Raw genomic sequence first — 23,616 nt, 5'->3', positions numbered from 1 at the left:
CACCAACGGCCGGGCGGTGGCCGGCGGGTGGGGGCGCTCGGTGATCGTACTCACGTGGCGGTTCACCTTCCGGGCGTTGGGCGGGTGACGCACAGCGCGGACAACAAGGTCAACGCACCGTCCGACAGGGTACGCGCTGGAAAAACGCCACCTACTACGACCCCACGTAGTTAATACAGACCCCACGTAGTTAAGACGGAGCGTGCCGCCGGTCACAGCTTGTTGTCCCACGCGTCGGCCGGTCACCCCGCGCACGTTTAGCACGGGTAGATAGGGTCATCGCAAGAGGGTTGCCGCATTGCCGAGGAGCGCACATCGTGACCGCGAACGAAGCCCAACTACCCTGGTCCGAGCTCGACCGCAAAGCGGTCGACACCGTACGGGTCCTGGCCATGGACGCCGTGGAGAAGGCCGGCAACGGCCACCCCGGCACCGCGATGAGCCTGGCACCGGCGGCGTACCTGCTGTTCAACAAGCTGATGCGTCATGATCCGACGGATCCACATTGGCCGGGTCGGGACCGCTTCGTGCTGTCCATGGGTCACTCCAGCCTCACCCTCTACATACAGCTCTACCTCTCCGGCTACGGGCTGAGCCTCGATGACCTCAAGTCGCTGCGGCAGTGGGGATCCCTCACCCCGGGTCACCCCGAGCACGGGCACACGGTGGGTGTCGAGACGACCACCGGCCCGCTCGGCCAGGGCGTCGGAAACGCGGTCGGCATGGCGTTCGCGGCGCGGCGCGAGCGGGGCCTGTTCGACCCGGAGAGCGAGCCCGGCCAGTCCCCGTTCGACCACCACATCTGGGCCTTCGCCTCGGACGGCGACCTCGAGGAGGGCATCAGCCACGAGGCGAGCGCGCTCGCCGGCCACCAGAAGCTGGGCAACCTCATCCTTCTGTGGGACGACAACGAGATCTCGATCGAGGACGACACCCGGATCGCGAAGAGCGAGGACATCGCCAAGCGGTACGAGGCGTACGGCTGGCACGTGCAGACCGTCGACTGGCGGGGCGGCCACCACGCCGACGAGGGTGAGTACCACGAGGACGTGCAGGCGCTGTTCGCCGCGTTCGAGGCGGCCAAGGCGGAGACCGAGCGCCCCTCGTTCATCGCGCTCCGCACGATCATCGCGTGGCCGGCGCCCAACAAGCAGAACACCGGCAAGGCGCACGGCTCCGCGCTCGGTGCCGAGGAGGTCGGCGCCACGAAGAAGCTGCTCGGCTTCGACCCGGCGCAGTCGTTCGCCGTGGATGAAAAGGTGCTCGCCCACGCCCGCGAGGTGGTCGACCGCGGCCGCGCGGCACACGACCAGTGGCGGTCGAAGTTCGACGCCTGGGCCGCCGCCAACCCCGAGCGCAAGGCGCTGTTCGACCGGCTCGCCACCCGTTCGCTGCCGGATGGCTGGACCGACGCGCTGCCGGAGTTTCCCGCGGACCCCAAGGGCGTCGCGACCCGGGCCGCCTCCGGCAAAATCCTCTCGGCGCTCGCGCCGGTGCTGCCCGAGCTGTGGGGCGGCTCGGCCGACCTCGCCGAGAGCAACAACACCACGATGAAGGGCGAGCCGTCCTTCGTGCCGCCGGAGCACGCGACCAAGGAGTTTCCCGGCGACATCTACGGCCGCACGCTGCACTTCGGCATCCGCGAGCACGCGATGGGCGCGATCCTCAACGGCATCCTGCTGCACGGCGGCACGCGGCCGTACGGCGGCACGTTCCTGGTCTTCAGCGACTACATGCGCCCGGCGGTCCGGCTCGCCGCGCTGATGAAGCTGCCGGCCATCTACGTCTGGACGCACGACTCCATCGGCCTCGGCGAGGACGGCCCGACGCACCAGCCGATCGAGCACCTGTCCGCGCTGCGCGCGATCCCCGGCCTCGACGTGGTGCGCCCGGCCGACGCCAACGAGACCGCCGAGGCGTGGCGGCTGGCGCTGGAGCACACCGACCGGCCCACCGCGCTGGCGCTGACCCGGCAGGCGCTGCCGGTCCTCGACCGGAGCGAGGTCGCCGGCGTCGAGGGCGTGGCCCGGGGTGGGTACACGCTGATCGAGGCGTCCGGCGGCCAGCCCCAGGTGATCATCATCGCCACCGGCTCGGAGGTGCAGCTCGCCGTGACCGCGCGGGAGCGGCTGGAGGCCGACGGCACGCCCACCCGGGTCGTGTCGATGCCCTGCCAGGAGTGGTTCCGCGAGCAGGACAGCGCCTACCGCGAGTCGGTCCTCCCCCGCGGGGTAAAGGCACGGGTGAGCGTCGAGGCCGCGATCGCGATGTCCTGGCGCGACCTGGTCGGCGACTGCGGCGAGGTCGTGAGCATCGAGCACTACGGCGCGAGCGCGCCCTATCAGGTGCTGTTCGAGCAGTTTGGCTTCACCGCCGACCATGTCGTGGCCGCCGCGCACGCGTCGCTGGCCAAGGTCGGCGAGATCACAGGATTCACAACGGGTAGCTGAGGGAGATTGGTACTCATGACTGACCGGCTTGGTGAACTGTCCGCCGCCGGCGTGGCAGTTTGGATCGACGACCTGTCCAGGGTCCGGCTGGAGTCCGGGGGCTCGACCAGCTGCGCCGTGAGAAGCACGTGGTCGGTGTGACCACCAACCCCACCATCTTCGCGAAGGCGCTGAGCGACGCCTCGGCGTACGACGGCCAGCTGCGCGACCTCGCCCTGCGGGGGATCACCGTCGAAGAGGCGGTGCGCATGATGACCACGTACGACGTGCGGTGGGCGTGTGACGTGATGAAACCGGCGTACGACGCCTCCGCGGGCGTCGACGGGCGGGTGTCGATCGAGGTCGACCCGCGCCTGGCGCACGAGACCGAGAAGACCATCGCCGAGGCGAAGTCGCTGTGGTGGCTTGTCGACCGGCCCAACCTGTTCATCAAGATCCCGGCGACCCAGCCGGGCCTGCCGGCGATCACCGCCACGCTCGCGCAGGGCATCAGCGTCAACGTCACGCTGATCTTCTCGCTCCAGCGGTACAGCGAGGTGATGGACGCGTTCCTGGCCGGGCTCGAGCAGGCGAAGGCCAACGGCCACGACCTGACGAAGATCGGTTCGGTGGCGTCGTTCTTCGTCTCGCGGGTCGACACCGAGGTCGACAAGCGCCTGGACAAGGTGGGCAGCGACGAGGCGAAGGCGCTGAAGGGCAAGGCCGCGATCGCCAACGCCCAGCTGGCGTACGAGCGGTACGCCGAGGTCTTCAGCTCCGAGCGCTGGCAGGCGCTGGCCGACGCGGGCGCGCACCCGCAGCGTCCACTGTGGGCATCCACCTCGACGAAGAACCCGGACTTCCGGGACGTCATTTACGTCGAGGAGCTGGTCGCCCCCGGCGTCGTCAACACCATGCCCGAGCCGACCATCCACGCGTACGCCGACCACGGCGAGACCCGGGGTGACACGGTGACCGGCGCCTACGACGACGCCCGCAAGGTGCTCGACGACCTCGCCAAGCTCGGCATCGAGTACGACGACGTGGTCGAGACGCTGGAGCGCGAGGGCGTGGAAAAGTTCGAGGCAAGCTGGCTGGAGCTGCTGCAGACGGTGGAGACACAGCTTTCCAATGCCACCAATGCGTGAAGTCGAGGCGGCCGCGGGACTCGCCGTCTGGGGCGCGGATGCCATTGGCGCCGCGGCCCGGGCGGCCCTCGTCAGAGACGGGGTCCCGGGGCTCCTCGCGCGGAAGGACCCCACGCTGTGGGGCCCCGACGCGGAGGCCGAAGCGAAGATCCGGCTGGGCTGGATCGACACCCACCGGCGCAGCCGTGAGCTGCTCCCTCTGCTCGCCGAGCTGAGGGAGGAGCTGGCCGACCTCGACCGCGTGGTGCTCGCCGGAATGGGCGGCTCGTCGTTCGCGGCCGAGGTGATCGCGCGTACGCTCGGCCGGCCGCTGACCGTGCTCGACACCACCGACCCGGGCCAGATCGGGCGGGCCATCGCCGATCGGCTCGAACGCACGGTAGTGGTCGTGTCCAGCAAGTCGGGCACCACGATCGAGACCGACAGCGTGCGCCGGGCGTACCTCGGCGCGTTCCTCGACGCCGGGCTCTCTCCCGCCGAGGCCGGGCGGCACTTCGTGATCGTGACCGATCCCGGCTCGCCCCTGGAGGAGGCGGCCCGGGAGATGGGCGCGACCGTGGTGCTCGCCGACCCCGAGGTGGGCGGGCGGTACGCGGCGCTGACCGCGTTCGGCCTCGTGCCCGCGGCGCTTGCCGGCGTCGACGTGGCCGAGCTGCTCGACCAGGCCGAGGAGCTGCTGCCCGCGCTTTCCACCGGCGGCGACAACCCGGCGCTCGCGCTGGGCGCGGCGCTCGGGGCGGCGACGACCGCGGGCAAGGACAAGATCGCGCTGGTACCGGACGGCACCGGCATCGTCGGCCTCGACGACTGGGCGGAGCAGCTGCTCGCCGAGTCGACCGGCAAGGAGGGCACCGGCATGCTGCCGGTCGTGCTCGAGTCGCCGGGAGCGCCGATCGAGGGCAACGACGTGCTCACCGTGACGCTGGGCGGCTCGCTGCCGGTCGGCGCGGTGCCCGGCGGCGGCGTACGCCCCGACGTGGCGGTCAACGGCCCGCTCGGCGCCCAGTTTCTGACCTGGGAGTTCGCCACGGCACTGGCCGGCCGCGTGATCGGCATCGACCCGCTCGGCATGCCCAGCAAAAGCGAGTCCAAGGACAACATGGCGCGGATCCTCACCGAGGGCCCGCCCGAGGAGGAGCCGTCGTTCGTCGAGGGCGCCGTGGAGGTCTACGGCACCGGCACGTCCACGCTGGCCGGGGCGCTCAGCGCCATCCTGCTGGAGGCGCGGCCGCACGGTTACGTGGCGGTCATGGCCTACCTCGACCGGCACGCCGACGCCGACGCCGCACAGGTGCGACCCATCCTGGCCGGACTCTCCCGCCGGCCGGTGACCTTCGGGTGGGGGCCGCGCTTCCTGCACTCCACGTCGCTCTACCACAAGGACGGACCGCCGCTCGGCGCGTTCCTCCAGATCACCGGCGCGGTCACCACCGATCTGGCGGTGCCCGGCCGGCAGTACACGTTTGGCCAGCTCCAGGCCGCGCAGGCCGCAGGCGATCGGCAGGCGCTGGTGCGCCGCGGACGCCCGGTGGTTCGCCTGCACCTTACGGACCGGGCGTCGGGCATCGTTCAGCTTTTGGACGCTGCCCGGTCCCTAGGGAACTGAAAGGATAGCCCCGTGGGTAATCCGTTGCGCGATCCCCAGGACCGGCGGCTGCCGCGGATCCCCGAGCCCTGCGCTCTGGTGATCTTCGGGGTGACCGGCGACCTGGCTCGCAAGAAGCTCCTTCCGGCCATTTACGACCTGGCCAACCGCGGGCTCCTGCCGCCCAGCTTCGTGGTGCTCGGCTTCGCCCGCCGCGACTGGGACCACGGCACGTTCGAGCAGGTGGCGTACGACAACGCCAAGGCACACGCGCGGACACCGTGGCGCGAGGAGGTGTGGGCGCGGCTCGCCGGCAACATCAAGTTCGTCGGCGGCGCGTTCGACGACGACGCCGCTTTCGACCGGCTCAACGACACGCTCAACGAGCTGCGCGACACGCACGGCATCGGCGGCAACGCCGCGTTCTACTTCTCCATCCCGCCGTCGGCGTTTCCCACCGTGCTCAAGCAGCTCGCCCGCACCGGCATGGCCGACAACGAAAAGTGCGGCGGCTGGCGACGGGTGGTCGTGGAGAAGCCGTTCGGCACCGACCTGGCCTCGGCCAAGGCGCTCAACGACCTGGTCGACGACGTGTTCACCGGGCACGACGTGTTCCGCATCGACCACTACCTGGGCAAAGAGACCGTGCAGAACATCATGGCTCTGCGCTTCGCCAACTCCCTGTTCGAGCCGGTGTGGAACTCCAAGTACGTCGACTCGGTACAGATCACGATGGCCGAGGACGTCGGCATCGGCACCCGGGCCGGCTTCTACGACGCCACCGGTACCGCCCGCGACGTCCTGCAAAACCACCTGCTGCAGCTGCTCGCGCTGGTCGCGATGGAGGAGCCGACGAGCTTCGACGCCTCCGAGATCCGCGCCGAAAAGCTGAAGGTGCTGCGCGCGATCAGCCTGCCCAAGGACATCCACGACGGCACGGTGCGCGGGCAGTACCTGCAGGGTTGGGTCGGCGGCGAGCGGGCCAAGGGGTACCTGGACGAAGACGGCGTGCCCGCCGATTCGACGACGGAGACGTACGTGGCGGTGCGGCTCGGCATCCAGAACCGCCGCTGGGCCGGCGTGCCCTTCTACATCCGCGCGGGCAAGCGGTTGCCGCGGCGGGTGACCGAGGTGGCGGTGCTGTTCAAGAAGGCGCCCCACTTGCCGTTCAACCCGACCGACGTCGAGGCGCTGGGGCACAACCAGCTGGTGATCCGGGTACAGCCCGACGAGGGCGTGGTGCTCAAGTTCGGCTCCAAGGTGCCCGGCACCACGATGGAGTTGCGCGACATCGCGATGGACTTCCAGTACGGCGAGGCGTTCACCGAGCAGAGCCCGGAGGCGTACGAGCGGCTGGTGCTCGACGTGTTGATCGGCGACCGCACGCTCTTCCCGGACGCCGCCGAGGTCGAGCAGAGCTGGCAAGTGATCGATCCGCTGGAAGACGCGTGGAAGGGCCACAAGCCCGAGCCGTACCGCTCCGGCGAGTGGGGCCCGCGCGCGTCGGACGAGATGCTGGCCCGCGAGGGCCGTCACTGGAGGCGTGCATGAGCGAGCGCAGCGAGCAAACCAGCGGGCAACTTCAGGGCGACGCCGGGCGGAGCGAGGTGACGGCATGATCGGCTTGTGGGACACCACTGGTAATGAGGTCGTCAAGGCGCTCGCCGCGGAGCGCCGCAGCGCTGGCGGCGTCGCCAGCGGCATGGCGCTGTCGCTGATCGTCGTCGTGGACGAAAAGCGCGTCCGCGAGGCCGAGGCGGCCGCCACGATCGCCGCGTCGCAGCACCCGTGCCGCCTGCTGATGGTGGTCCGCTCCGACTTCGAGCGTCCCATCAACCGCCTCGACGCCGAGATCGTGGTCGGCGGCCGGCTGGGCCCGTGCGAGGCGGTGGTCATGCGCATGTACGGCCGGCTCGCCCTGCACGCCGAGTCGGTGGTGATGCCACTGCTCGTGCCGGACGTACCGGTGGTGACGTGGTGGCACGGCGAGCCGCCGGAGCTGATCGCCAACGACTTCCTCGGCGTCGTGGCCGACCGGCGGATCACCGACACCGGGCAGGCCGATGACCGGATCGCGGCGCTGCGGCAGCGGGCCAGCGACTACGCGCCGGGCGACACGGACCTGGCGTGGACCCGCATCACGCCGTGGCGCACGCTGCTGGCCGGCGCGTTCGACACGCTCGACACGAGGGTCACCGGCGCGACGATCGTGGCGCCGGCATCCGACCCGACCGCGGCGCTCATGAGCGGCTGGCTCACCGCGCGGCTGGGCATCCAGCCCGAGCTGGTGGCGACCAACGACTTCCCGCGCCTGCGCTCGGTCACGCTCAAGTGCGCCAGCGGCGACGTGCTCTCGCTGACGCGCGAGGACAGCATGGCGACGTTCTCGCGCAGCGGCCACGCGGACCGCAACCTGCCGCTGGTGCGCCGCCCCACGGGCGAGGAGCTGGCGGAGGAGCTGCGCCGCCTGGACTCGGACCAGATCTACGCCGACGCGCTGGGGCGTGGGCACGTGTGTCCGAGTTGGACAGTCGCCCGCACAAGCGGGTGCACATCTGGAAGGACCCGGTGCTCGCATCGCGCACTCCGGTCGCCGCCGCGGTATCGCCGGCGTCGGGTCCGGCCGCTGTTTCCGGCTCGGCCGCTGTTTCGGACTCGCCCGCTTCGGGCTCGGCCGCTGTTTCGGGTTCGGGCGCTGTTTCAGGCTCGGCTGCTTCGGGCTCGCCTGCTTCGGGCTCGGGTGCTGTCTCGGGCTCGGGCGCTTCGGGCTCGGGCGCTGTCTCGGGCTCCGGCGCGTCGGGCTCCGCTCCGGAGGGTGGTTCCGTCGATGGGTGAGACGAACGTCGTCGTCCACGCGGACGCGAAGGTGCTCGCCCAGGCCGCCGCGGCCCGGCTCGTCGTCAAGCTCATCGACGCGCAGGCGGCCCGCGGCTTCGCCGGGATCGTGCTGACGGGCGGCCGGATCGCCGCGGCGGTCTACGAGGCCGTGCGCGACCTGCCCGCCCGCGACGCCGTCGACTGGTCGCGGGTCGACGTGTGGTGGGGCGACGAGCGCTTCCTGCCCTCCGGCGACCCGGACCGCAACGAGACCCAGGCCCGCGAGGCGCTACTGGAGGCGCTCCCGCTCGACCCGGCCCGGGTACACCCGATGCCGCCCTCCGACGGCCCGGACGGCAACGACCCGGAGGCGGCCGCAGCCCGTTACGCGAAGGCGCTGGCCACCGCCGCCAAGCCGGGCACCGCACAGCTCCCGCACTTCGACGTGCTGATGCTGGGCGTGGGCGAGGACGGGCACGTGGCGTCGATCTTCCCGGAGCACCCGGCCGCGTACGAGACCCGCGTGGTCAGCGCGGTGCGCGGCTCGCCCAAGCCCCCGCCGGTCCGGGTGAGCCTGACGCTGCCGACCATCAACACGGCCGAGGAGGTCTGGCTGATGGCAGCCGGCCCGGAAAAGGCCGACGCGGTGGGCATGGCCATGGCCGGCGGTGGCCCGGTGCAGGTGCCCGCGTCCGGCGTGCACGGCGTGGAGCGCACCCTGTGGCTACTCGACCGCGCCGCGGCGGCCGCGGTAGCGCCGAGGCTCCGAAGCCTCCGCTAGCCCGGCCCGCTTCTAGCCACGCGCGGTCCACACGGAGCGGCGCGCGCCCAGCTCCACCTGCGGCGCGCGCCCGGCCGCTCGCAGCGCGCGCACCTAGGCCCCTCACCCGCGTGACCATGGCGTGCGGCGCACACGTAGCGGGAGTTGACGTAGGTGCGCAGGCTGACCACGCTGTCGGGTTGCCTCTACCCACCCCACCGGCTAGGTCGGGCGGGCGGGGGGGGGTGAGCACGAGCTGCCCTTTCTGCGGGAACAAACCGCCCAAAACTGTTGCGCAGGCCATGGTCAACGCGGGTGGGACCATGGCCACGCGAAGGGCGCGGGCAATGAATCGCTGATCCCACGGAGCGCGGGGCCTGTTGACCGGCTGATCCACGGAGCGCGGGGCCCGCTGACCGCGCGAGAGTTGGAGCCGCTGATCACGTGTCAACGCTGATCACGGGAGCGCCAGGAACCGCTGGCAACGCCGAGAGCCGAAATCGCAAAGCGCCGAAGAGCCGCCGACGACACGGAGCAGCGAGAGCGCTCAAAAGGGCGACCCACGCTGGAGGGCGACGCGCAGCGGATAAGAACGGTGCGGGCCCACAAGCGCGGTGCAAGGGGCTAAAGCGCAGACCGAATCAGCTCTCGCCGCGTCGGCGGCGCAAAGCGGCCAACGCCTCGGCGAGCAAGGCCTCGCCGTCGGCCTCCGAGCGGCGCTCCTTCACATACGCGAGGTGCGACTTGTAAGGCTCGGCGCGCGACGGGCCAGGCGGGTTGAGCTGGTCGAGGCCGCCCGGCTGGCCGCAGCGGGGACAGTCCCACGTGGCCGGCGGCGCGACCTCGGCCGCAAGCAGGACCTCGATCGAGTGGCCCTTTGCGCACCAGTACGTCACGGGCCGGCGGGGGGCGGGGTCACACCGCTCGGTGGGCCGGATGGGGCCCGAACCGACACGGGTGCCGCGAATGGCACTGCCATGTGGCACGGCTCTTCGCTCCTGTCGTCGAGTGAGGGTTCGACGTCGCGACGGGGAACCAGGGGATAAATCAGACCGCGGAGAGTCTATGACTACGTACGGTGCTGAGGGCCCTAAGAGTTCATTGCGAGTTTGAGCCAAAGGCCTAGGCCGACAATGCAGGCAAACCAGACGATACCCACCAGAATGGTGTAGCGGTCGAGGTTTTTCTCCGCGACGGACGAACCGGCGAGGCTGGTGCTCACACCGCCGCCGAACATGCTCGACAGGCCGCCGCCCTTGCCGCGGTGCAGCAGGATCAGCAGCATCAGCAGGAAGCTGGTGATGACGAGCAACACGATCAACGTGTATGCGAACGCGATCGGCATGGTGGCGGTCAGTCCTCTCGACGCTAAGCCCACCGGCGTGCCGAACCCTACCGTCCGTAGGGCCGCATCGACGATGGACACCGTAAGCCCACCAAGGATAGCGGAAGCGTATCCGGGCGGGCCGGCCCGTACCGCCCCCATATCCGGTGCGAACCGGCCCGACCGGCCAGCATGACCATATGAACCGCCGCCCGCCGTTGACACAACGTGCGACAACTGACTGGGCGGGCGCTGCCACCCTGGTTGACCGGCGGAAACGCTTTCCAGCCGGAAAGCCGGTTTGCTCGCCCGGCAGAAAGCGGCAGGATGGCCCGCGTACCGGCCCGGACGCTTGCGAGGAACAAGTCGGATATGGCGCCCCAGAACGCCGAGTCGACGGTGGGCTCGTTGCTCCGCCGATATCGCCTGGCCGCCGGACTCTCCCAGCAGGAGCTGGCCACCGGCGCCGCCGTCAGCGTACGCACGATCCGAGACATCGAGCACGAGCGGGTCGACGCGCCCCGCGCCCCGTCGCTGCGCCGGCTGGCCGAGGCGCTCGGGCTCGCCGCGTTCGACCGTGACCGGCTCCTCGCCGCTCTGCCCGGCCCCCGCCCCGCGCCGGACAGCGACCGGCGGCTGCGCGTCGAGGTGCTGGGTCCGCTGTCGGTACGCGCCGGTTCGGCGGCGGTCGACCTCGGCCCGACCCCGCAGCGCGACCTCCTCGCGCTGCTCGCCCTCCAGCCCGGCCGGGTGGTGAGCCGCGACGAGATCGTCGACGTGCTGTGGGGCGACGAGCCGCCGAAGACCTGCCTGAGCATGGTGCAGACGTACGTGGGACGGCTCCGCGCCCGCCTCGACCCCGACCGCGAGCCGCGCTCCCCCGGCAAGGTGATCCGGCTGGCCGGCGACGGATACGCGATCGACCTCGGCCCGGCCGAGCTGGACCTGGCGCAGTTTCAGGAGCTCGTCGAGCGGGGCACCGGTACCCACGATGCGCCGACCGCTGTCGACCTGCTCGATCGGGCCCTGCGTTGCTGGCGCGGCCCGGTGCTCGCCGGTGTAAACCCGCGGCTGCGCTCCCACCCCGCGGCGGTGGCGACGTCGCGGCAGCGGGTGCGCGCCGCCCTGGCCTACGCGGACCTGGCCGCCGACCTCGGCCTCCACGAGGCCGCGGTGGCCCGGCTGCAGGAGCTGGTGCCCGACGAGCCCCTGCACGAGGGCGTGACCGCCAAGCTCATGGTCGCGCTGGCCGGCTCCGGGGAGCGCGCGGCCGCGCTGTCGCTGTTCGCGGAGGTGAGCCGCCGCCTCGCCGACGAGCTCGGCGTCGAGCCCTCCGCCGAGCTGCGCGACATCCACCTGCGCATCCTGCGGCAGGAGCAGGTGGTCCGCCGCGCCGACCCGCGACCCCGTCAGCTGCCGGCGGCGGTGCCGGGCTTCACGGGCCGCGCCGCCCATCTGGAACGGTTGGACGCGCTGCTCCCGCGCGAAGGCGCCAGCCAGGGCACCGCGGTGGTGATCTCGGCGATCGACGGCACGGCCGGCGTGGGCAAGACCGCGCTGGCCGTGCACTGGGCGCACCGGGTCGCCGACCGCTTCCCCGACGGCCAGCTGTACGTCAACCTGCGCGGCTTCGACCCCGCCGGCCCGGTGCCGCCCGACGAGGCCGTCCGCGGCTTCCTGGACGCCCTCCACGTCCCCGGGCAGCGGATACCCGTGGGGCTTGACGCCCAGTCCGCGCTGTACCGCAGCCTCCTGGCCGGCCGTCGCATGCTCGTGGTGCTCGACAACGCGCTGGACGCCGACCAGGTCCGCCCGCTGCTGCCCGGCTCACCCGGCTGCCTCGTGATCGTGACCAGCCGCAACCAGCTCGCGGGACTTGTGGCGGCCGAGGGCGCGCACCCCGTACCGCTGGATCTGCTGGACCCCGACGAGGCCGCGCGCCTCCTCGCACGCCGCCTCGGCGCGGACCGGGTGGCGGCCGAGCCGGCGGCGGTCGCCGCGATCGTCACCGCCTGCGCCGCCCTCCCCCTCGCCCTGGTGATCGTGGCCGCACGCGCGGCGACGCGGCCCGGCCTCTCCCTCGCCGCGCTCGCCGAGGAGCTGCGGCAGGCGCGCGGAGGGCTGGACGCGTTCTCCGGCACCGACCCGGCCACCGACGTGCGCGCGGTCTTCTCGTGGTCGTACCGGTCGCTGAGCGAGCCGGCCGCCCGCCTCTTCCGGCTGCTCGGCCTCCACCCCGCGGCCGACCTGTCCACGTCCGCCGCGGCCAGCCTCGCCGGCCTACCGGCGGCGGAGGTGCGGCCGTACCTCGCGGAGCTGGCACGCGCCCGCCTGCTGGCCGAGCACACGCCGGGGCGGTACGCGTTCCACGACCTGCTCCGCGCGTACGCGGCCGAGCTGGCGGCGCAGACCCACGAGTCCGAGGAGCGGCACGCGGCGGTGCGGCGGCTGCTCGACCACTACCTGCACACGGCGTACGCGGCGGACGCCCAGCTCAACCCGCACCGCGACCAGATCACCCGCACCAAGCCCCAGCCCGGCGTCACGATCGACGAGATGGGCACCCAGCGGCATGCGCTGGCCTGGTTCGCGGCCGAGCACACCACGCTGCTCGCGGTCGTCGAGCGCACCGACACGGACGGCTGGGACACGCACACGTGGCAGCTGGCGTGGGCGGTCACCACGTACCTCGACCGGCAGGGGCACTGGCACGACTGGACCCAGGTGCAGGAGTTCGCGCTCACGGCCGCCCGCCGCCTCGGCCACCGCGCCGACGAGGCCGACGCGCATCGCGGGCTGGCCCGGGCGTACGCGCGGGTAGGGCGCTTCGTCGACGCGCACGTGCACTACTGGCGCGCCCTCGACATCTTCGGCGAGATCGGCGACTGGCTCGGTGAGGCCAACACCCATCGCAACCTCGCGTTCATGTGCGGCGCGCAGGGCCACCAGCGGGACGCGCTGTACCACGCGCGCAAGGCGCTCGACCTGTACCGGGCCGGCGACCACCGGGTCGGCGAGGCGAACGCGCTCAACAACGTCGGCTGGTACCACGCGCAGAACGGCGAGCACCGGGAGGCGCTGGAGTACTGCGAGCAGGCGCTCGCGCTGCTGCGGGAGCTCGACCACCGGCCCGGCGTGGCGGCGACGCTGGACAGCATCGGCTACGCGCACCACCACCTGGGCAACCAGCGCGAGGCGGTGGCGAGCTTCCAGCAGGCGCTGGAGATGTTCCGCGCGGCCGGCGACCGGTCCCACGAGGCCGGCACGCTCACCCGCCTCGGCGACGCGCACCAGGCCGCCGGCGAACGCGAAAAGGCCCGCCGCGCGTGGCGACAGGCCCTTGTGCTGCTGGACGAGCTGGAGCAGCCCGAGGCGGACGAGGTCCGCGGCAAGCTGGCCGGGCTCGTTGGCTGAGGGCGGGCCGGGACCCGCCCCCGCTCAACGCTGGATGTGCTCCGGGAAGCGGCAGATCTGCACGAACTCCTCGGCGTCGATGCTCGCCCCGCCGACGAGTGCGCCGTCGACGTCGGGCTGGGCCATGATGCTGGCCACGTTGTTGGCCTTCACGGACCCGCCGTACAGCACGCGCACGACCTCGGCCGTGGACGCACCGAACTTTTCCGCGATCCGCTGCCGGATGGCGCCGCAGACCTCCTGCGCGTCTTCCGGCGTGGCGGTCTTGCCGGTGCCGATCGCCCACACCGGCTCGTACGCCACGACGGTCTTCTCGACCTGCGCCGGCGTGAGCTTGTCGAGCCCGGCGTCGAGCTGCGCGATCACGAACGGCACGTGCTCGCCGGCCTCGCGCACCTCGAGCCCCTCACCGATACACATGATCGGCGCGAGGTCGTTCGCCAGCGCGGCCTTGACCTTGGTGTTGACCAGCGCGTCGTCCTCGTGGTGGTACTGCCGGCGCTCCGAGTGGCCCACCACCACGTACTGGCAGCCGAGCTTGGCCAGCATCGCGCCGGAGATGTCGCCGGTGTAGGCGCCCTTGGGGTGCGGCGAGAGGTCCTGCGCGCCGTACCCGAGGAGGAGCTTGTCGCCGTCGACCAGCGTCTGCACCGTGCGGATGTCGGTGAACGGCGGGAGCACCACCGCCTCGACATCGCTGAGCTGCTGCTCGTTGAGGCTCGCGGCCAGCTTCTGCACGAGCAGGTTGGCCTCGAGGTGGTTGAGGTTCATCTTCCAGTTGCCGGCCATCAGCGGCCGGCGGGCGGGTTTGGCCACAGCGTCTCCTGGTTCACTCACTCGCGGGGCGCCGAAGGCGCCATTCTTCCCTCGCCACCCCGAAAACCCGACCCCGTCGGCAAGCGCGGCCCCGAACCCCGACTCCCGTCGGCGGGGCCACGCACGCCAGACGCCGCGGCGCCTGCTCGCTCACTGCTCCAGCGCGGCGACGCCGGGAAGGGTCTTGCCCTCCAGGTACTCCAGCGAGGCGCCCCCGCCGGTCGAGATGTGCCCGAAGGCTTCCTCGTCGAGGCCGAGCGTGCGCACGGCCGCGGCCGAGTCGCCGCCACCGACCACGGTGAAGCCGTCGACCTTGGTGATCGCCTCGGCCACGCCCCGCGTGCCGGCCGCGAACGGCGCGAGCTCGAAGACGCCCATCGGCCCGTTCCAGAACACGGTCCTGGCCCCCGCGAGCGCCTCGGCGAAGAGCGCGACGCTGTCCGGACCGATGTCGAGGCCGAGCCGGTCGGCCGGGATGCCGTCCGCCGGCACGACATCGTGGTCGGCGTCGGCCGCGAACGCGCTCGCCGCCACCACGTCGACCGGCAGCACGATCCGGCCCGCGGCGCGGTCGAGCAGGTCGCGGCACGTGTCGATCATGTCCGCTTCGAGCAGCGACTTGCCCACCTCGTGGCCCTGCGCCTTGAGGAACGTGAAGCACATGCCGCCGCCGACGAGCAGCTTGTCGACCTTGGGCAGCAGCGCCTCGATCACCGCGAGCTTGTCGGAGACCTTCGAGCCGCCGAGCACCACGACGTACGGGCGGTCGGGCTGCCCGGTCAGCTTGCCGAGCACCTCAAGCTCACGCAGCACAAGGCCGCCCGCGAAGTGCGGGAGCCGGGCTGCCACGTCATACACGCTCGCGTGCTTACGGTGCACGGCGCCGAACGCGTCATCCACGTACGCCTCGGCGAGTGCCGCCAGCTCATCCGCGAACGCGCCCCGCTCGGCCTCGTCCTTGCTCGTCTCGCCGGCGTTGAAGCGCAGGTTTTCCAGCAGCGCGACGTCACCCGAGGCGAGGCTCGCGGCCACCGACTTCGCCGACTCACCGACGGTGTCGGTGGCGAACGCGATCGGGCGGTCGAGCAGCTCACCCAGGCGCGCGGCGACCGGCTCCAGAGAGTACTTCGGGTCGGGCGCGCCCTTGGGCCGGCCCAGGTGGGAGACGACGATCACCCGGGCGCCCGCCTCGCTGAGCGCGCGCACCGTCGGGAGCACCGCGCGGATGCGGCCGTCGTCCGTGATCTTGTTGCCGTCGAGAGGGACGTTGAGGTCGGCGCGCACGAGCACGCGCCGACCCTCGACTCCCTCGGCGAGGAGGTCGTCCAGCGTCTTCATCAGAGCGAGGAACCCACCAGCTTGACCAGGTCCACGAGGCGGTTGGAGTAACCCCACTCGTTGTCGTACCAACCGACGACCTTGACCTGGTCGCCGATCACCTTGGTCAGGCCCGAGTCGAAGATGCAGGACGCCGGGTCGGTGACGATGTCCGACGAGACGATGTCGTCCTCGGTGTACGTGAGGATGCCCTTGAGCGGGCCTTCGGCCGCCGCCTTCAGCAGGCCGTTGACCTCCTCGACCGAGGTCTCACGACCGGCGGTGAAGGTGAGGTCGGTGGCGGAGCCGGTCGGGATCGGCACGCGCAGCGCGTACCCGTCGAGCTTGCCCTTGAGCTCGGGCAGCACCAGGCCGATCGCCTTGGCGGCGCCGGTCGAGGTGGGCACGATGTTGAGCGCGGCGGCGCGGGCCCGGCGCAGATCCTTGTGCGGGCCGTCCTGCAGGTTCTGGTCCTGCGTGTACGCGTGGATCGTGGTCATCAGACCGCGCTCGATCGTGAGCCCGTCGTGCAGCACCTTGGCCATCGGGGCGAGGCAGTTGGTGGTGCAGGAGGCGTTGGAGATGACCGTGTGCTGCGCCGGGTCGTACTTCTCGTGGTTGACGCCCATGACGATCGTCACGTCTTCGTTTTTCGCCGGTGCGGAGATGATGACCTTCTTGGCGCCGGCCTCGACGTGCGCCTTGGCCTTGCTCGCGTCGGTGAAGAAACCGGTCGACTCGATCACCACATCGGCGCCCAGGTCACTCCACGGCAGCTTGGCCGGGTCGCGCTCGGCAAGCGCCTTGAAGGTCTTGCCGTTGACGGTGATCTCGTCGCCGGTGGCCTTGACCTCGTAAGGCAGGCGGCCCAGGATGCTGTCGTACTTCAGCAGGTGGGCGAGCGTCGCGTTGTCGGTGAGGTCGTTGGCGCCGACGAGCTCGATGTCAGCACCGGACGCCAGCACCGCCCGGAAAAAGTTGCGGCCGATCCGGCCGAAGCCGTTAATGCCAACGCGGATGGTCACGGTCCATCTCCTCGTGCGCTTTGGATTTTGCTTTCATTCGGCCTCGTCGCCGCTTCTGACAGTATCGGAGCCGCCGTCCTGGACTTGGCCCGGGGTGACCTGCTCCCAGGCTTTATCCGACGAGCATTTCGGGTGTGACGGCCGCCTCAGTGTCGGGGATTCCCAGATCGCGGGCGCGCTTGTCGGCCAATGCCAGAAGGCGACGGATCCGCCCCGCGATGGCGTCCTTCGTCAGCGGTGGGTCCGCGAGCGCACCGAGCTCTTCGAGCGAGGCTTGACGGTGCTCCAAGCGGAGCTGGCCGGCACTTGTCAGGTGGTTGGGCGCGTCCTCCGCCAGGATCTCCAGAGCGCGGGTGACCCGGGCGGCCGCCGCCACCGCGGCCCGGGCGCTGCGCCGCAGGTTGGCGTCGTCGAAGTTGGCCAGGCGGTTGGCCGTGGCGCGCACCTCGCGCCGCACCCGCCGCTCCTCCCACGCCAGCACGCTGGAGTGCGCGCCGATGCGGGTGAGCAGCGCGGCGATCGCGTCGCCGTCCTTGACCACCACGCGGTCGACCCCGCGCACCTCGCGCTGCTTGGCGCTGACGCCGATCCGCCGCGCGGCGCCGACCAGCGCGAGCGCCGACTCCGGCCCCGGGCTGGTGATCTCCAGCGCGCACGAGCGGCCCGGCTCGGTCAGCGAGCCGTGCGCCATGAACGCGCCGCGCCACGCGGAGACCGCGCAGCACACGCCGGCCGAGACCACGTGCGGCGGGAGGCCGCGCACCGGCCGGCCGCGCACGTCGAGCAGGCCGGTCTGGCGGGCCAGCGCCTCGCCGTCCTTGACCACACGCACGATGTAGTGGCTGCCCTTGCGCAGCCCACCCGAGGCGAGAACGTGAATCTCGCTCGGGTACCCGTAAACCTCGGCCACCTCGCGCCGAAGTCGTCGGGCGACCGCGCCGGTGTCCAGCTCGGCCTCCACGACAACCCGGCCGGAGACGATGTGCAGGCCGCCCGCAAAACGGAGCAGGGCGGCCATCTCCGATCGGCGGCAACACGGCTTTGGCACGTCGACCCGGCTCAGCTCGTCCTTGACAGCCGCCGTCATAGCCATCTCGTCGTCATCTCCTGGACAGTTGCGAGTGCTTCAGTTGTGACTAACGACCGGCGCCCAAGACAGGCACCAGTGCGGCGCCGAGCGCCGCCGGATCGTGTCGAGCGCTGCCGTCGGACATCGCCACAGGGGCGAGGGTGAGCCGCGCACCCAGCGATTCTGCCGCATGGCGGACGGGTTCGGGGTCGCCTACGGCCTTCTCGTCCGCGATGACCGTGTCGATTTTCAGTTCGGGCAGGTACCAGCGCAGGGCCGCCAGGTGACCGGCCACCGACAGCCCGAGGGTCTCCTTCTCCTCCGCGAGGTTGAGGGTGACCAGGCGGCGGGCGGGGCTGGCGACGATCGCGGCGGCCAGGCCGGGCATGAGCAGGTGCGGGATCACGCTCGTGTACCAGCTGCCCGGCCCGAAGATCAACCAGTCGGCCTCCGCGATGGCCGCGACCGCGTCCGGGCACGCCACCGCCTCGACCGGCGTCAGCCGCACCGACAGCACGCGCCCCCGGGTCACCGCGACGGCGTGCTGCCCGCGCACGGTCAGCACGTCATCGGGTACCGACGGGTCCGCGCCCTGCACCTCCGCCTCGATGCCGAGCGGCTCGCACGACATCGGCAGCACCCGCCCGGCGGCGCCCACCATCGCGGCGGCGTGGTCGAGCGCGGTCACCGGGTCGCCGAGCAGCTCCATGAGGCCGAGCAGCACGAGGTTTCCCACGGTGTGGCCGGTCAGCGGCCCGGGCGGGCGGAAGCGGTGCTGAAAGAGGTCGGCGGTGGACGCGGAGTCCGGCGCGGAGAGAGCGGCCAGCGCCTGGCGCAGATCGCCCGGCGGCAGCGCCCCCCGCTCGGCCCGCAGCCGCCCACTCGACCCACCGTCGTCACCCACCGTGACGACCGCGGTGATGTTGAGGTCGAGGTCACCCTGGCACCGGCGCAACGCCCGCAGCGAGGCGGCGAGCCCATGGCCCCCACCGAATGCGACCACGTTCATTCTCGCCCCAGGTCCCGGTGCTGCGCGTGGGCGGAGATGCGCGCCTGCCGCAGCCGGTCGGCCAACTCCTCGGCGATTGCCACGCTGCGGTGCTTTCCACCCGTGCAGCCGACCGCGACCGTCAGGTACCGCTTACCTTCACGCTCGAAGCCCGGCGCGGTGGCACCCACCAGATTGGCGTACGTGGCGACGAACTCGCCCGCCCCCGGCTGCCCCAGCACGTAGTCGCTGACGGCCTCCTCCTGGCCGTTGTGCTCGCGCAGCTCCGGCACCCAGTAGGGGTTGGGCAGGAAGCGCGCGTCCAGCACGAAGTCGGCGTCCTGCGGCAGCCCGTACTTGAAGCCGAACGAGAGCACCGTCACCCGCAGCCGCCGCGCGTCCTCCCCGCCAAACAGCTCCTCCACCCGCCGCCGCAGCTGATTGACGTTGAGGTGGCTGGTATCAATGATCACGTCGGCGTGGTCGCGCGCCTCCTCCAGCAGCTTCCGCTCCGCCGCGATGCCGTCCGCGAGCCGCCCGTCACCCTGCAACGGATGCGAACGCCGCACGCTCTCAAACCGCCGGATCAGCACCTCGTCGTCCGCGTCGACGAACACCACGCGAGGGTGGAACCCACGCTCCTTGAGCGCGTTGATCGCGCCCACCAGGTCCGTAGAAAACGCGCGGCTGCGCACATCAAGCACCATCGCGGTGTGCTGCGCCGCGCCGCCCGCCTTCTGCGCCAGCTCGGCCATGTCCAGCATGAGAGCCTGCGGCAGGTTGTCGACCACGTAGAAGCCAACGTTTTCCAGCGCCCTGGCCACGGTGCTGCGACCGCCGCCGGAGACGCCGGTCACCACCACCAGCTCGGTGTCGTCGTCGGGAGGCGCGCTGGAGTCGTCGTGCACCAGAGAATCCTAGGCGCTCCGGCCACCGCCCGCCCCGGCGGCACGGCCGGGTCTGCCCGCCCGATCGTCACCCTCCGCACTTCCCGCCGGCTCCGCTTCAAATCCCCGCAGATGCGAGCTACCGCGACGCCCGTCGTGGTCCGGACCGTTGCTCCCGCGGCCTCACCCTCCGCGCCTGGTCGCGGCCAGGGCTCAGGCCCGAGGTGGCCCAGCGGCGCCGGGTCCCGGCTCGGGCACCCCGCGCGGCTCGATCGCTGGGCTTGGCTCGGCGGCTCAGCCCCGCACGACGGCTCAGCCTGCCTGGTCCCGTCAAACCAAACGCCGTCGCCAGCGACCGGGTTCAGGCCCGAAGCCGCCCAGCAGGCGCCGAGTCAGTGGCGGATCCCGGCTCGGTCACCCCGCCTGGCTCGATCGCTCGGACCTGCTTCGGTGATTCGGCCTGGTTCCGTAGTCCCGCCCGGCTCGGAGGCTCAGGCCGCGTGGTCGCGATCAACCGAGCGGCCGCCAGCGACCTGGGTTTAGGCCCGAGGTGGCCCAGCAGGCGCCGAGTCGGTAGCGGATTCTGGCTCGACCGCCGGACCTGACTCGACCGCCGGACCCAGCTCGGTGGCCGCGCCAGACTCGGTGGCTCGGCCTGGCTCGATCATCGCGCCCGGCTCAGCTGCCGGACGCAGCTCCGTAGCCGCGCCAGGCTTCGTGGCTCGGCCTGGCTCGACGGCCGCGCCGGCCTCGGTGGCCGGACCCAGTTCGGTAACCGGGCCCAGTGCAGGCGCCGCGTCCGGCCCGGTGGCTGCGCGCGGCTCATCCGCCCGGTCGGGCTCGGTCGCCGGACCCAGCGCGGTGACCGGACCAAGCTCAGACGCCGCGCCAGGCTCGCTCGCCGCGCCAGGCTCGGTGGCGGCACCAGGCTCGCTGGTCGCGCTCGGCTCGCTAACGTCGGCTGGCTCGGTAACGGCGCCGGGCTCGGTGACGGAGCCCGACCCGGTCGCCGCACCAGGCTGGCTGGCCGCGGTCGGCTCGATGTCGGCGCCCGGCTCGGGGGCGGCACCGCGCTCAACTGCCCCATCCCGCTCACTGGCGGCGCCAGCGGCGGCCGGCTCAACCGCCCCGCCCAGCTCAGTCGCCTGCCCTAACACGGTGGCCGAACCCAGCTCGGACGCCGCGCCACCAGCGGACGCCGCGCCACCAGCGGACGCCGCGCCCACATCGGACGCCGCGCCACCATCGGACGCCGCGCCTGGCTCCACCGCCCCGTCCAGCTCAGTGGCCTGACCTGGCGCCGGCTCGGTCGCCGGGCCCGAGACGCTGCCCGCCGCCGCCGTCCCGCCCAGTGCCTCGACGATCGCCTCCGCTGTGCGGCGGCCGATGCCGGGCACCTCGGCGATCTCGTCGGGGGTTGCCGCACCCAGCCGCTTCAGTGAGCCGAAGTGGCGCAGCAACGCCTTGCGCCGCACCTCGCCCAGCCCCGGGATGGAGTCCAAACTGGACACCGTCATCCGCTTCGAGCGGCGCTCCCGGTGGAAGGCGATCGCGAAGCGGTGGGCCTCGTCGCGCAGGCGCTGCAACATGTAGAGGCCCTCCGAGGCGCGCGGCAGGATCACCGGGAAGTCGCCCGCGCCATCGGCAGAGGACGGCAGCCACACCTCCTCCAGCCGCTTGGCCAGCCCGCAAAGTGCCACGTCGTCGATGCCCAGGTCGGCGAGGACCGCGGCGGCCGCGTTGACCTGGGGCTGGCCACCGTCGACGACGACGAGCTGAGGCGGGTACGCGAACTTGCGTGGCCTCCCCGTCGTCGGGTCGATGCCCGGCCGCTCCGGGTCCTCCGCCTCCTCGGCGTCCAGCTCGCCCATCGACGCGCGCGCCTCCAGGTACCGTGCGAACCTGCGGCGCAGCACCTCCGACAAGGCCGACAGGTCGTCCGTGGCGCCGCGCACCGCGAACCTGCGGTATTCGCTCTTGCGGGGCAGCCCGTCCTCGAAGACCACCATGCTCGCCACCACGTCGGTGCCCTGGATCTGCGAGACGTCGTAGCACTCGATGCGCAGTGGCGCGGTGGACATGTCGAGCGCCTCGGCGATCTCCTCAAGGGCCTTGCTGCGCGTGGTGAGGTCGCCCGAGCGGCGCAGCTTGTGGCGGGTGAGCGCCTCGGCCGCGTTGCGCGCGACGGTCTCCAGCAACGCCTTCTTGTCGCCCCGCTGCGGCACGCGCAGCTGCACGCGGCTCCCGCGGTGCTGGCTCAACCAGTCGGCGAGCGCGTCCGCGTCCGGTGGCAGCGCGGGGACGAGCAGCTCGCGGGGGACGTCGCCTTCGCCCTGCGCCCCGCCGTACACCTGGCTGCAGAAGTGGTGCACCAGGTCGCCCGTGCTCAGATCCTCGACCTTTTCCACGACCCAGCCGCGCTGGCCGCGGATCCGCCCGCCGCGCACGTGGAAGACCTGCACCGCGGCCTCCAGCGGATCCTCCGCGAACGCCACCACGTCGGCGTCCGTCCCGTCGCCGAAGACCACCGCCTGCTTTTCCAGCGCCCGCCGCAGGGCCACCACGTCGTCGCGCAGGCGGGCGGCGAGCTCGAACTCCAGCCGCTCCGACGCGGCCATCATCTCCCGCTCCAGCCGCTTGACCATCGTCTCGGTGCGGCCCGCCATGAAGTCGCAGAACTCCTCGACGATCGCGCGGTGCTCCTCCGCCGACACCCGCCCCACGCAGGGCGCCGAGCACTTGCCGATGTCGCCGAGCAGGCAGGGCCGCCCGATCTGGCCGGCCCGCTTGAAAACCCCGGAAGAACAGGTCCGCGCCGGGAAGACGCGCAGGAGAAGGTCCAGCGTCTCGCGGATCGCCCACGCATGCGAGTACGGCCCGAAGTAGCGCACACCCTTGCGCTTGGCCCCCCGCATGACCTGCAGACGCGGGTACTCCTCGTCGAGCGTGACAGCGAGATAGGGGTACGACTTGTCGTCGCGGTACTTCACGTTGAAGCGGGGGTCGAACTCCTTGATCCAGGAGTACTCCAGCTGGAGCGCCTCGACCTCACTGCCCACCGTGACCCAGTCGACGGAGGACGCCGTCGTCACCATCTGCTGAGTGCGCTGGTGCAGGTGCCACAGGTCGCCGAAGTACGAATTCAGGCGGCTGCGGAGGCTCTTCGCCTTGCCGACATAGATGACCCGCCCGCTCGCGTCACGAAACCGGTAGACCCCCGGGGCGTCCGGGATGGTGCCGGGCGCCGGACGGTAAGTAGAGGGGTCTGCCACGCGAAAAAGCCTAGCCCGCGCCTCTGTCAATCTCGCGAGGCGCGGGCCGGCCGGCGTGGTGTCACACGAGCGTGATGTTTTCCCCGTCGACCTTGATCTGCTTCTCGGTCAGCGGCTTGGAGGCCGGGCCGTTTTTCACCGAGCCGTCCGTAATCGAAAACTTACTGCCGTGGCAGTTGCAGTTGATCGTCCCGCCCTCGACGCCGGTCACCGGACACCCCTGGTGCGTACACGTCGAGCTGAAGCACTTGAACTCACCCTCGGTCGGCTGCGTCACCACGACGCTGGACGCCGTGATGATCGCCCCGCCCCCGACCGGCACCTTGCTGGTCTGGGTGAGCGCACCACCACCGGTGTCACCAGCGCCCGCCGATGGGTCACTCCCGCCGTTCGACTGGGTGCCGGAGGAGGAGGTGTCCTCGTCGGGGTCGGTGCCGCACGCCGCCAGTACCGCGGTCGTGCCGATGGCTCCCGCGCCCGCCAGCAGCGCCCGGCGGGTGGTCACCCCCGATTGCGTCACCGCCTGTTCCTCGCTCATACCTCACCCTTCCTGTCTTCGGCCCACCGCGGCCAGGCCGGCCGCGGCCACGTCAGTACACACGAGTCGCCCGCCGCTCCGGTTCATCCGGCACCCCGGATCGCCCCCACCCACGGCCAAACGTGACCGAACAATCCCTGCTCAGGCAGCATCCGACAAACTGGTCAAAGGCTCAACATTTTCCCCACAAGATCACGATAAACCCACGACCGTCTATCCGTTACCGA

At 71.6% G+C, this 23,616-nt stretch carries 14 protein-coding genes and 3 pseudogenes; 7 read left to right on the top strand and 10 right to left on the bottom strand.

Features of this window, described 5'->3' with window-relative positions:
* Positions 1-317: 317 nt before the first annotated feature.
* The 6 genes and pseudogenes from tkt (at position 318) to pgl (ending at position 8,760) form a co-directional block, all read left to right on the top strand.
* Positions 318-2,450, top strand: coding sequence for a transketolase (tkt, locus tag Phou_RS49325; protein ID WP_173071784.1), 2,133 nt, complete (start codon positions 318-320; stop codon positions 2,448-2,450).
* A gap of 15 nt (positions 2,451-2,465) precedes the next feature.
* A pseudogene (gene tal / locus Phou_RS49320) lies at positions 2,466-3,577 on the top strand (transaldolase).
* A complete protein-coding gene (locus tag Phou_RS49315) occupies positions 3,570-5,183 on the top strand; it encodes a phosphoglucose isomerase-related protein (protein ID WP_246274860.1) in 1,614 nt (537 codons plus the stop codon). Before tal ends, Phou_RS49315 begins: the two are co-directional and overlap by 8 nt.
* Before the next feature lie 12 nt (positions 5,184-5,195).
* Positions 5,196-6,713 carry a glucose-6-phosphate dehydrogenase gene (gene zwf / locus Phou_RS49310; protein ID WP_173071780.1) on the top strand — a complete coding sequence of 506 codons (1,518 nt, stop codon included), beginning with the start codon at positions 5,196-5,198 and terminating at the stop codon, positions 6,711-6,713.
* 64 nt (positions 6,714-6,777) lie between these two features.
* A pseudogene (locus tag Phou_RS49305) lies at positions 6,778-7,745 on the top strand (glucose-6-phosphate dehydrogenase assembly protein OpcA); the annotation flags it as partial.
* 244 nt (positions 7,746-7,989) lie between these two features.
* Positions 7,990-8,760: a 6-phosphogluconolactonase gene (gene pgl, locus Phou_RS49300; protein WP_173071777.1), complete on the top strand. Its 771-nt coding sequence runs from the start codon at positions 7,990-7,992 to the stop codon at positions 8,758-8,760.
* A 620-nt stretch (positions 8,761-9,380) separates the two neighbouring features.
* Here pgl and Phou_RS49295 read toward each other — a convergent pair.
* Both Phou_RS49295 and secG read right to left on the bottom strand, forming a co-directional pair.
* Complete coding sequence (locus tag Phou_RS49295) at positions 9,381-9,725, bottom strand: RNA polymerase-binding protein RbpA (RefSeq protein WP_173071775.1); 345 nt, start codon at positions 9,723-9,725, stop codon at positions 9,381-9,383.
* A 104-nt stretch (positions 9,726-9,829) separates the two neighbouring features.
* Positions 9,830-10,084, bottom strand: coding sequence for a preprotein translocase subunit SecG (gene secG / locus Phou_RS49290; RefSeq protein ID WP_173038233.1), 255 nt, complete (start codon positions 10,082-10,084; stop codon positions 9,830-9,832).
* Positions 10,085-10,435: 351 nt separating this feature from the next.
* Between secG and Phou_RS49285 the strand changes: the two genes are divergently transcribed.
* Positions 10,436-13,477: a BTAD domain-containing putative transcriptional regulator gene (locus Phou_RS49285; protein ID WP_173071773.1), complete on the top strand. Its 3,042-nt coding sequence runs from the start codon at positions 10,436-10,438 to the stop codon at positions 13,475-13,477.
* Between the two features lie 24 nt (positions 13,478-13,501).
* Here Phou_RS49285 and tpiA read toward each other — a convergent pair whose 3' ends face one another.
* The 8 genes and pseudogenes from tpiA to Phou_RS49245 all read right to left on the bottom strand — a co-directional run bounded on the left by tpiA (position 13,502) and on the right by Phou_RS49245 (position 23,389).
* The gene (gene tpiA, locus Phou_RS49280) at positions 13,502-14,293 is read right to left on the bottom strand and encodes a triose-phosphate isomerase (protein WP_173071771.1); all 792 of its coding nucleotides are present in this window, start codon (positions 14,291-14,293) and stop codon (positions 13,502-13,504) included.
* A 150-nt stretch (positions 14,294-14,443) separates the two neighbouring features.
* Positions 14,444-15,631 carry a phosphoglycerate kinase gene (locus Phou_RS49275; protein ID WP_173071769.1) on the bottom strand — a complete coding sequence of 396 codons (1,188 nt, stop codon included), beginning with the start codon at positions 15,629-15,631 and terminating at the stop codon, positions 14,444-14,446.
* Positions 15,631-16,635: a type I glyceraldehyde-3-phosphate dehydrogenase gene (gene gap, locus Phou_RS49270; protein ID WP_173071766.1), complete on the bottom strand. Its 1,005-nt coding sequence runs from the start codon at positions 16,633-16,635 to the stop codon at positions 15,631-15,633. Before gap ends, Phou_RS49275 begins: the two co-directional genes overlap by 1 nt.
* A gap of 112 nt (positions 16,636-16,747) precedes the next feature.
* Positions 16,748-17,728 carry a DNA-binding protein WhiA gene (gene whiA, locus Phou_RS49265; protein WP_173071763.1) on the bottom strand — a complete coding sequence of 327 codons (981 nt, stop codon included), beginning with the start codon at positions 17,726-17,728 and terminating at the stop codon, positions 16,748-16,750.
* A 43-nt stretch (positions 17,729-17,771) separates the two neighbouring features.
* The gene (locus Phou_RS49260; RefSeq protein WP_173071761.1) at positions 17,772-18,713 is read right to left on the bottom strand and encodes a gluconeogenesis factor YvcK family protein; all 942 of its coding nucleotides are present in this window, start codon (positions 18,711-18,713) and stop codon (positions 17,772-17,774) included.
* Positions 18,710-19,600: an RNase adapter RapZ gene (gene rapZ / locus Phou_RS49255; RefSeq protein ID WP_246274859.1), complete on the bottom strand. Its 891-nt coding sequence runs from the start codon at positions 19,598-19,600 to the stop codon at positions 18,710-18,712. Before rapZ ends, Phou_RS49260 begins: the two co-directional genes overlap by 4 nt.
* Before the next feature lie 1,328 nt (positions 19,601-20,928).
* Positions 20,929-22,851 (bottom strand): annotated as a pseudogene (uvrC, locus tag Phou_RS49250) (excinuclease ABC subunit UvrC); the annotation flags it as partial.
* 61 nt (positions 22,852-22,912) lie between these two features.
* Positions 22,913-23,389 (bottom strand): Rieske (2Fe-2S) protein, encoded by a 477-nt coding sequence (locus Phou_RS49245; RefSeq protein WP_173071760.1) that lies wholly within the window; start codon positions 23,387-23,389, stop codon positions 22,913-22,915.
* Positions 23,390-23,616 lie beyond the last annotated feature (227 nt).

The organism is Phytohabitans houttuyneae (assembly GCF_011764425.1).
In the GTDB taxonomy this organism is placed as follows: Bacteria; Actinomycetota; Actinomycetes; order Mycobacteriales; family Micromonosporaceae; genus Phytohabitans; species Phytohabitans houttuyneae.
The sequence above is the reverse complement of the archived record's forward strand: the minus strand, read 5'-3'. Positions and strand labels throughout refer to the sequence as shown.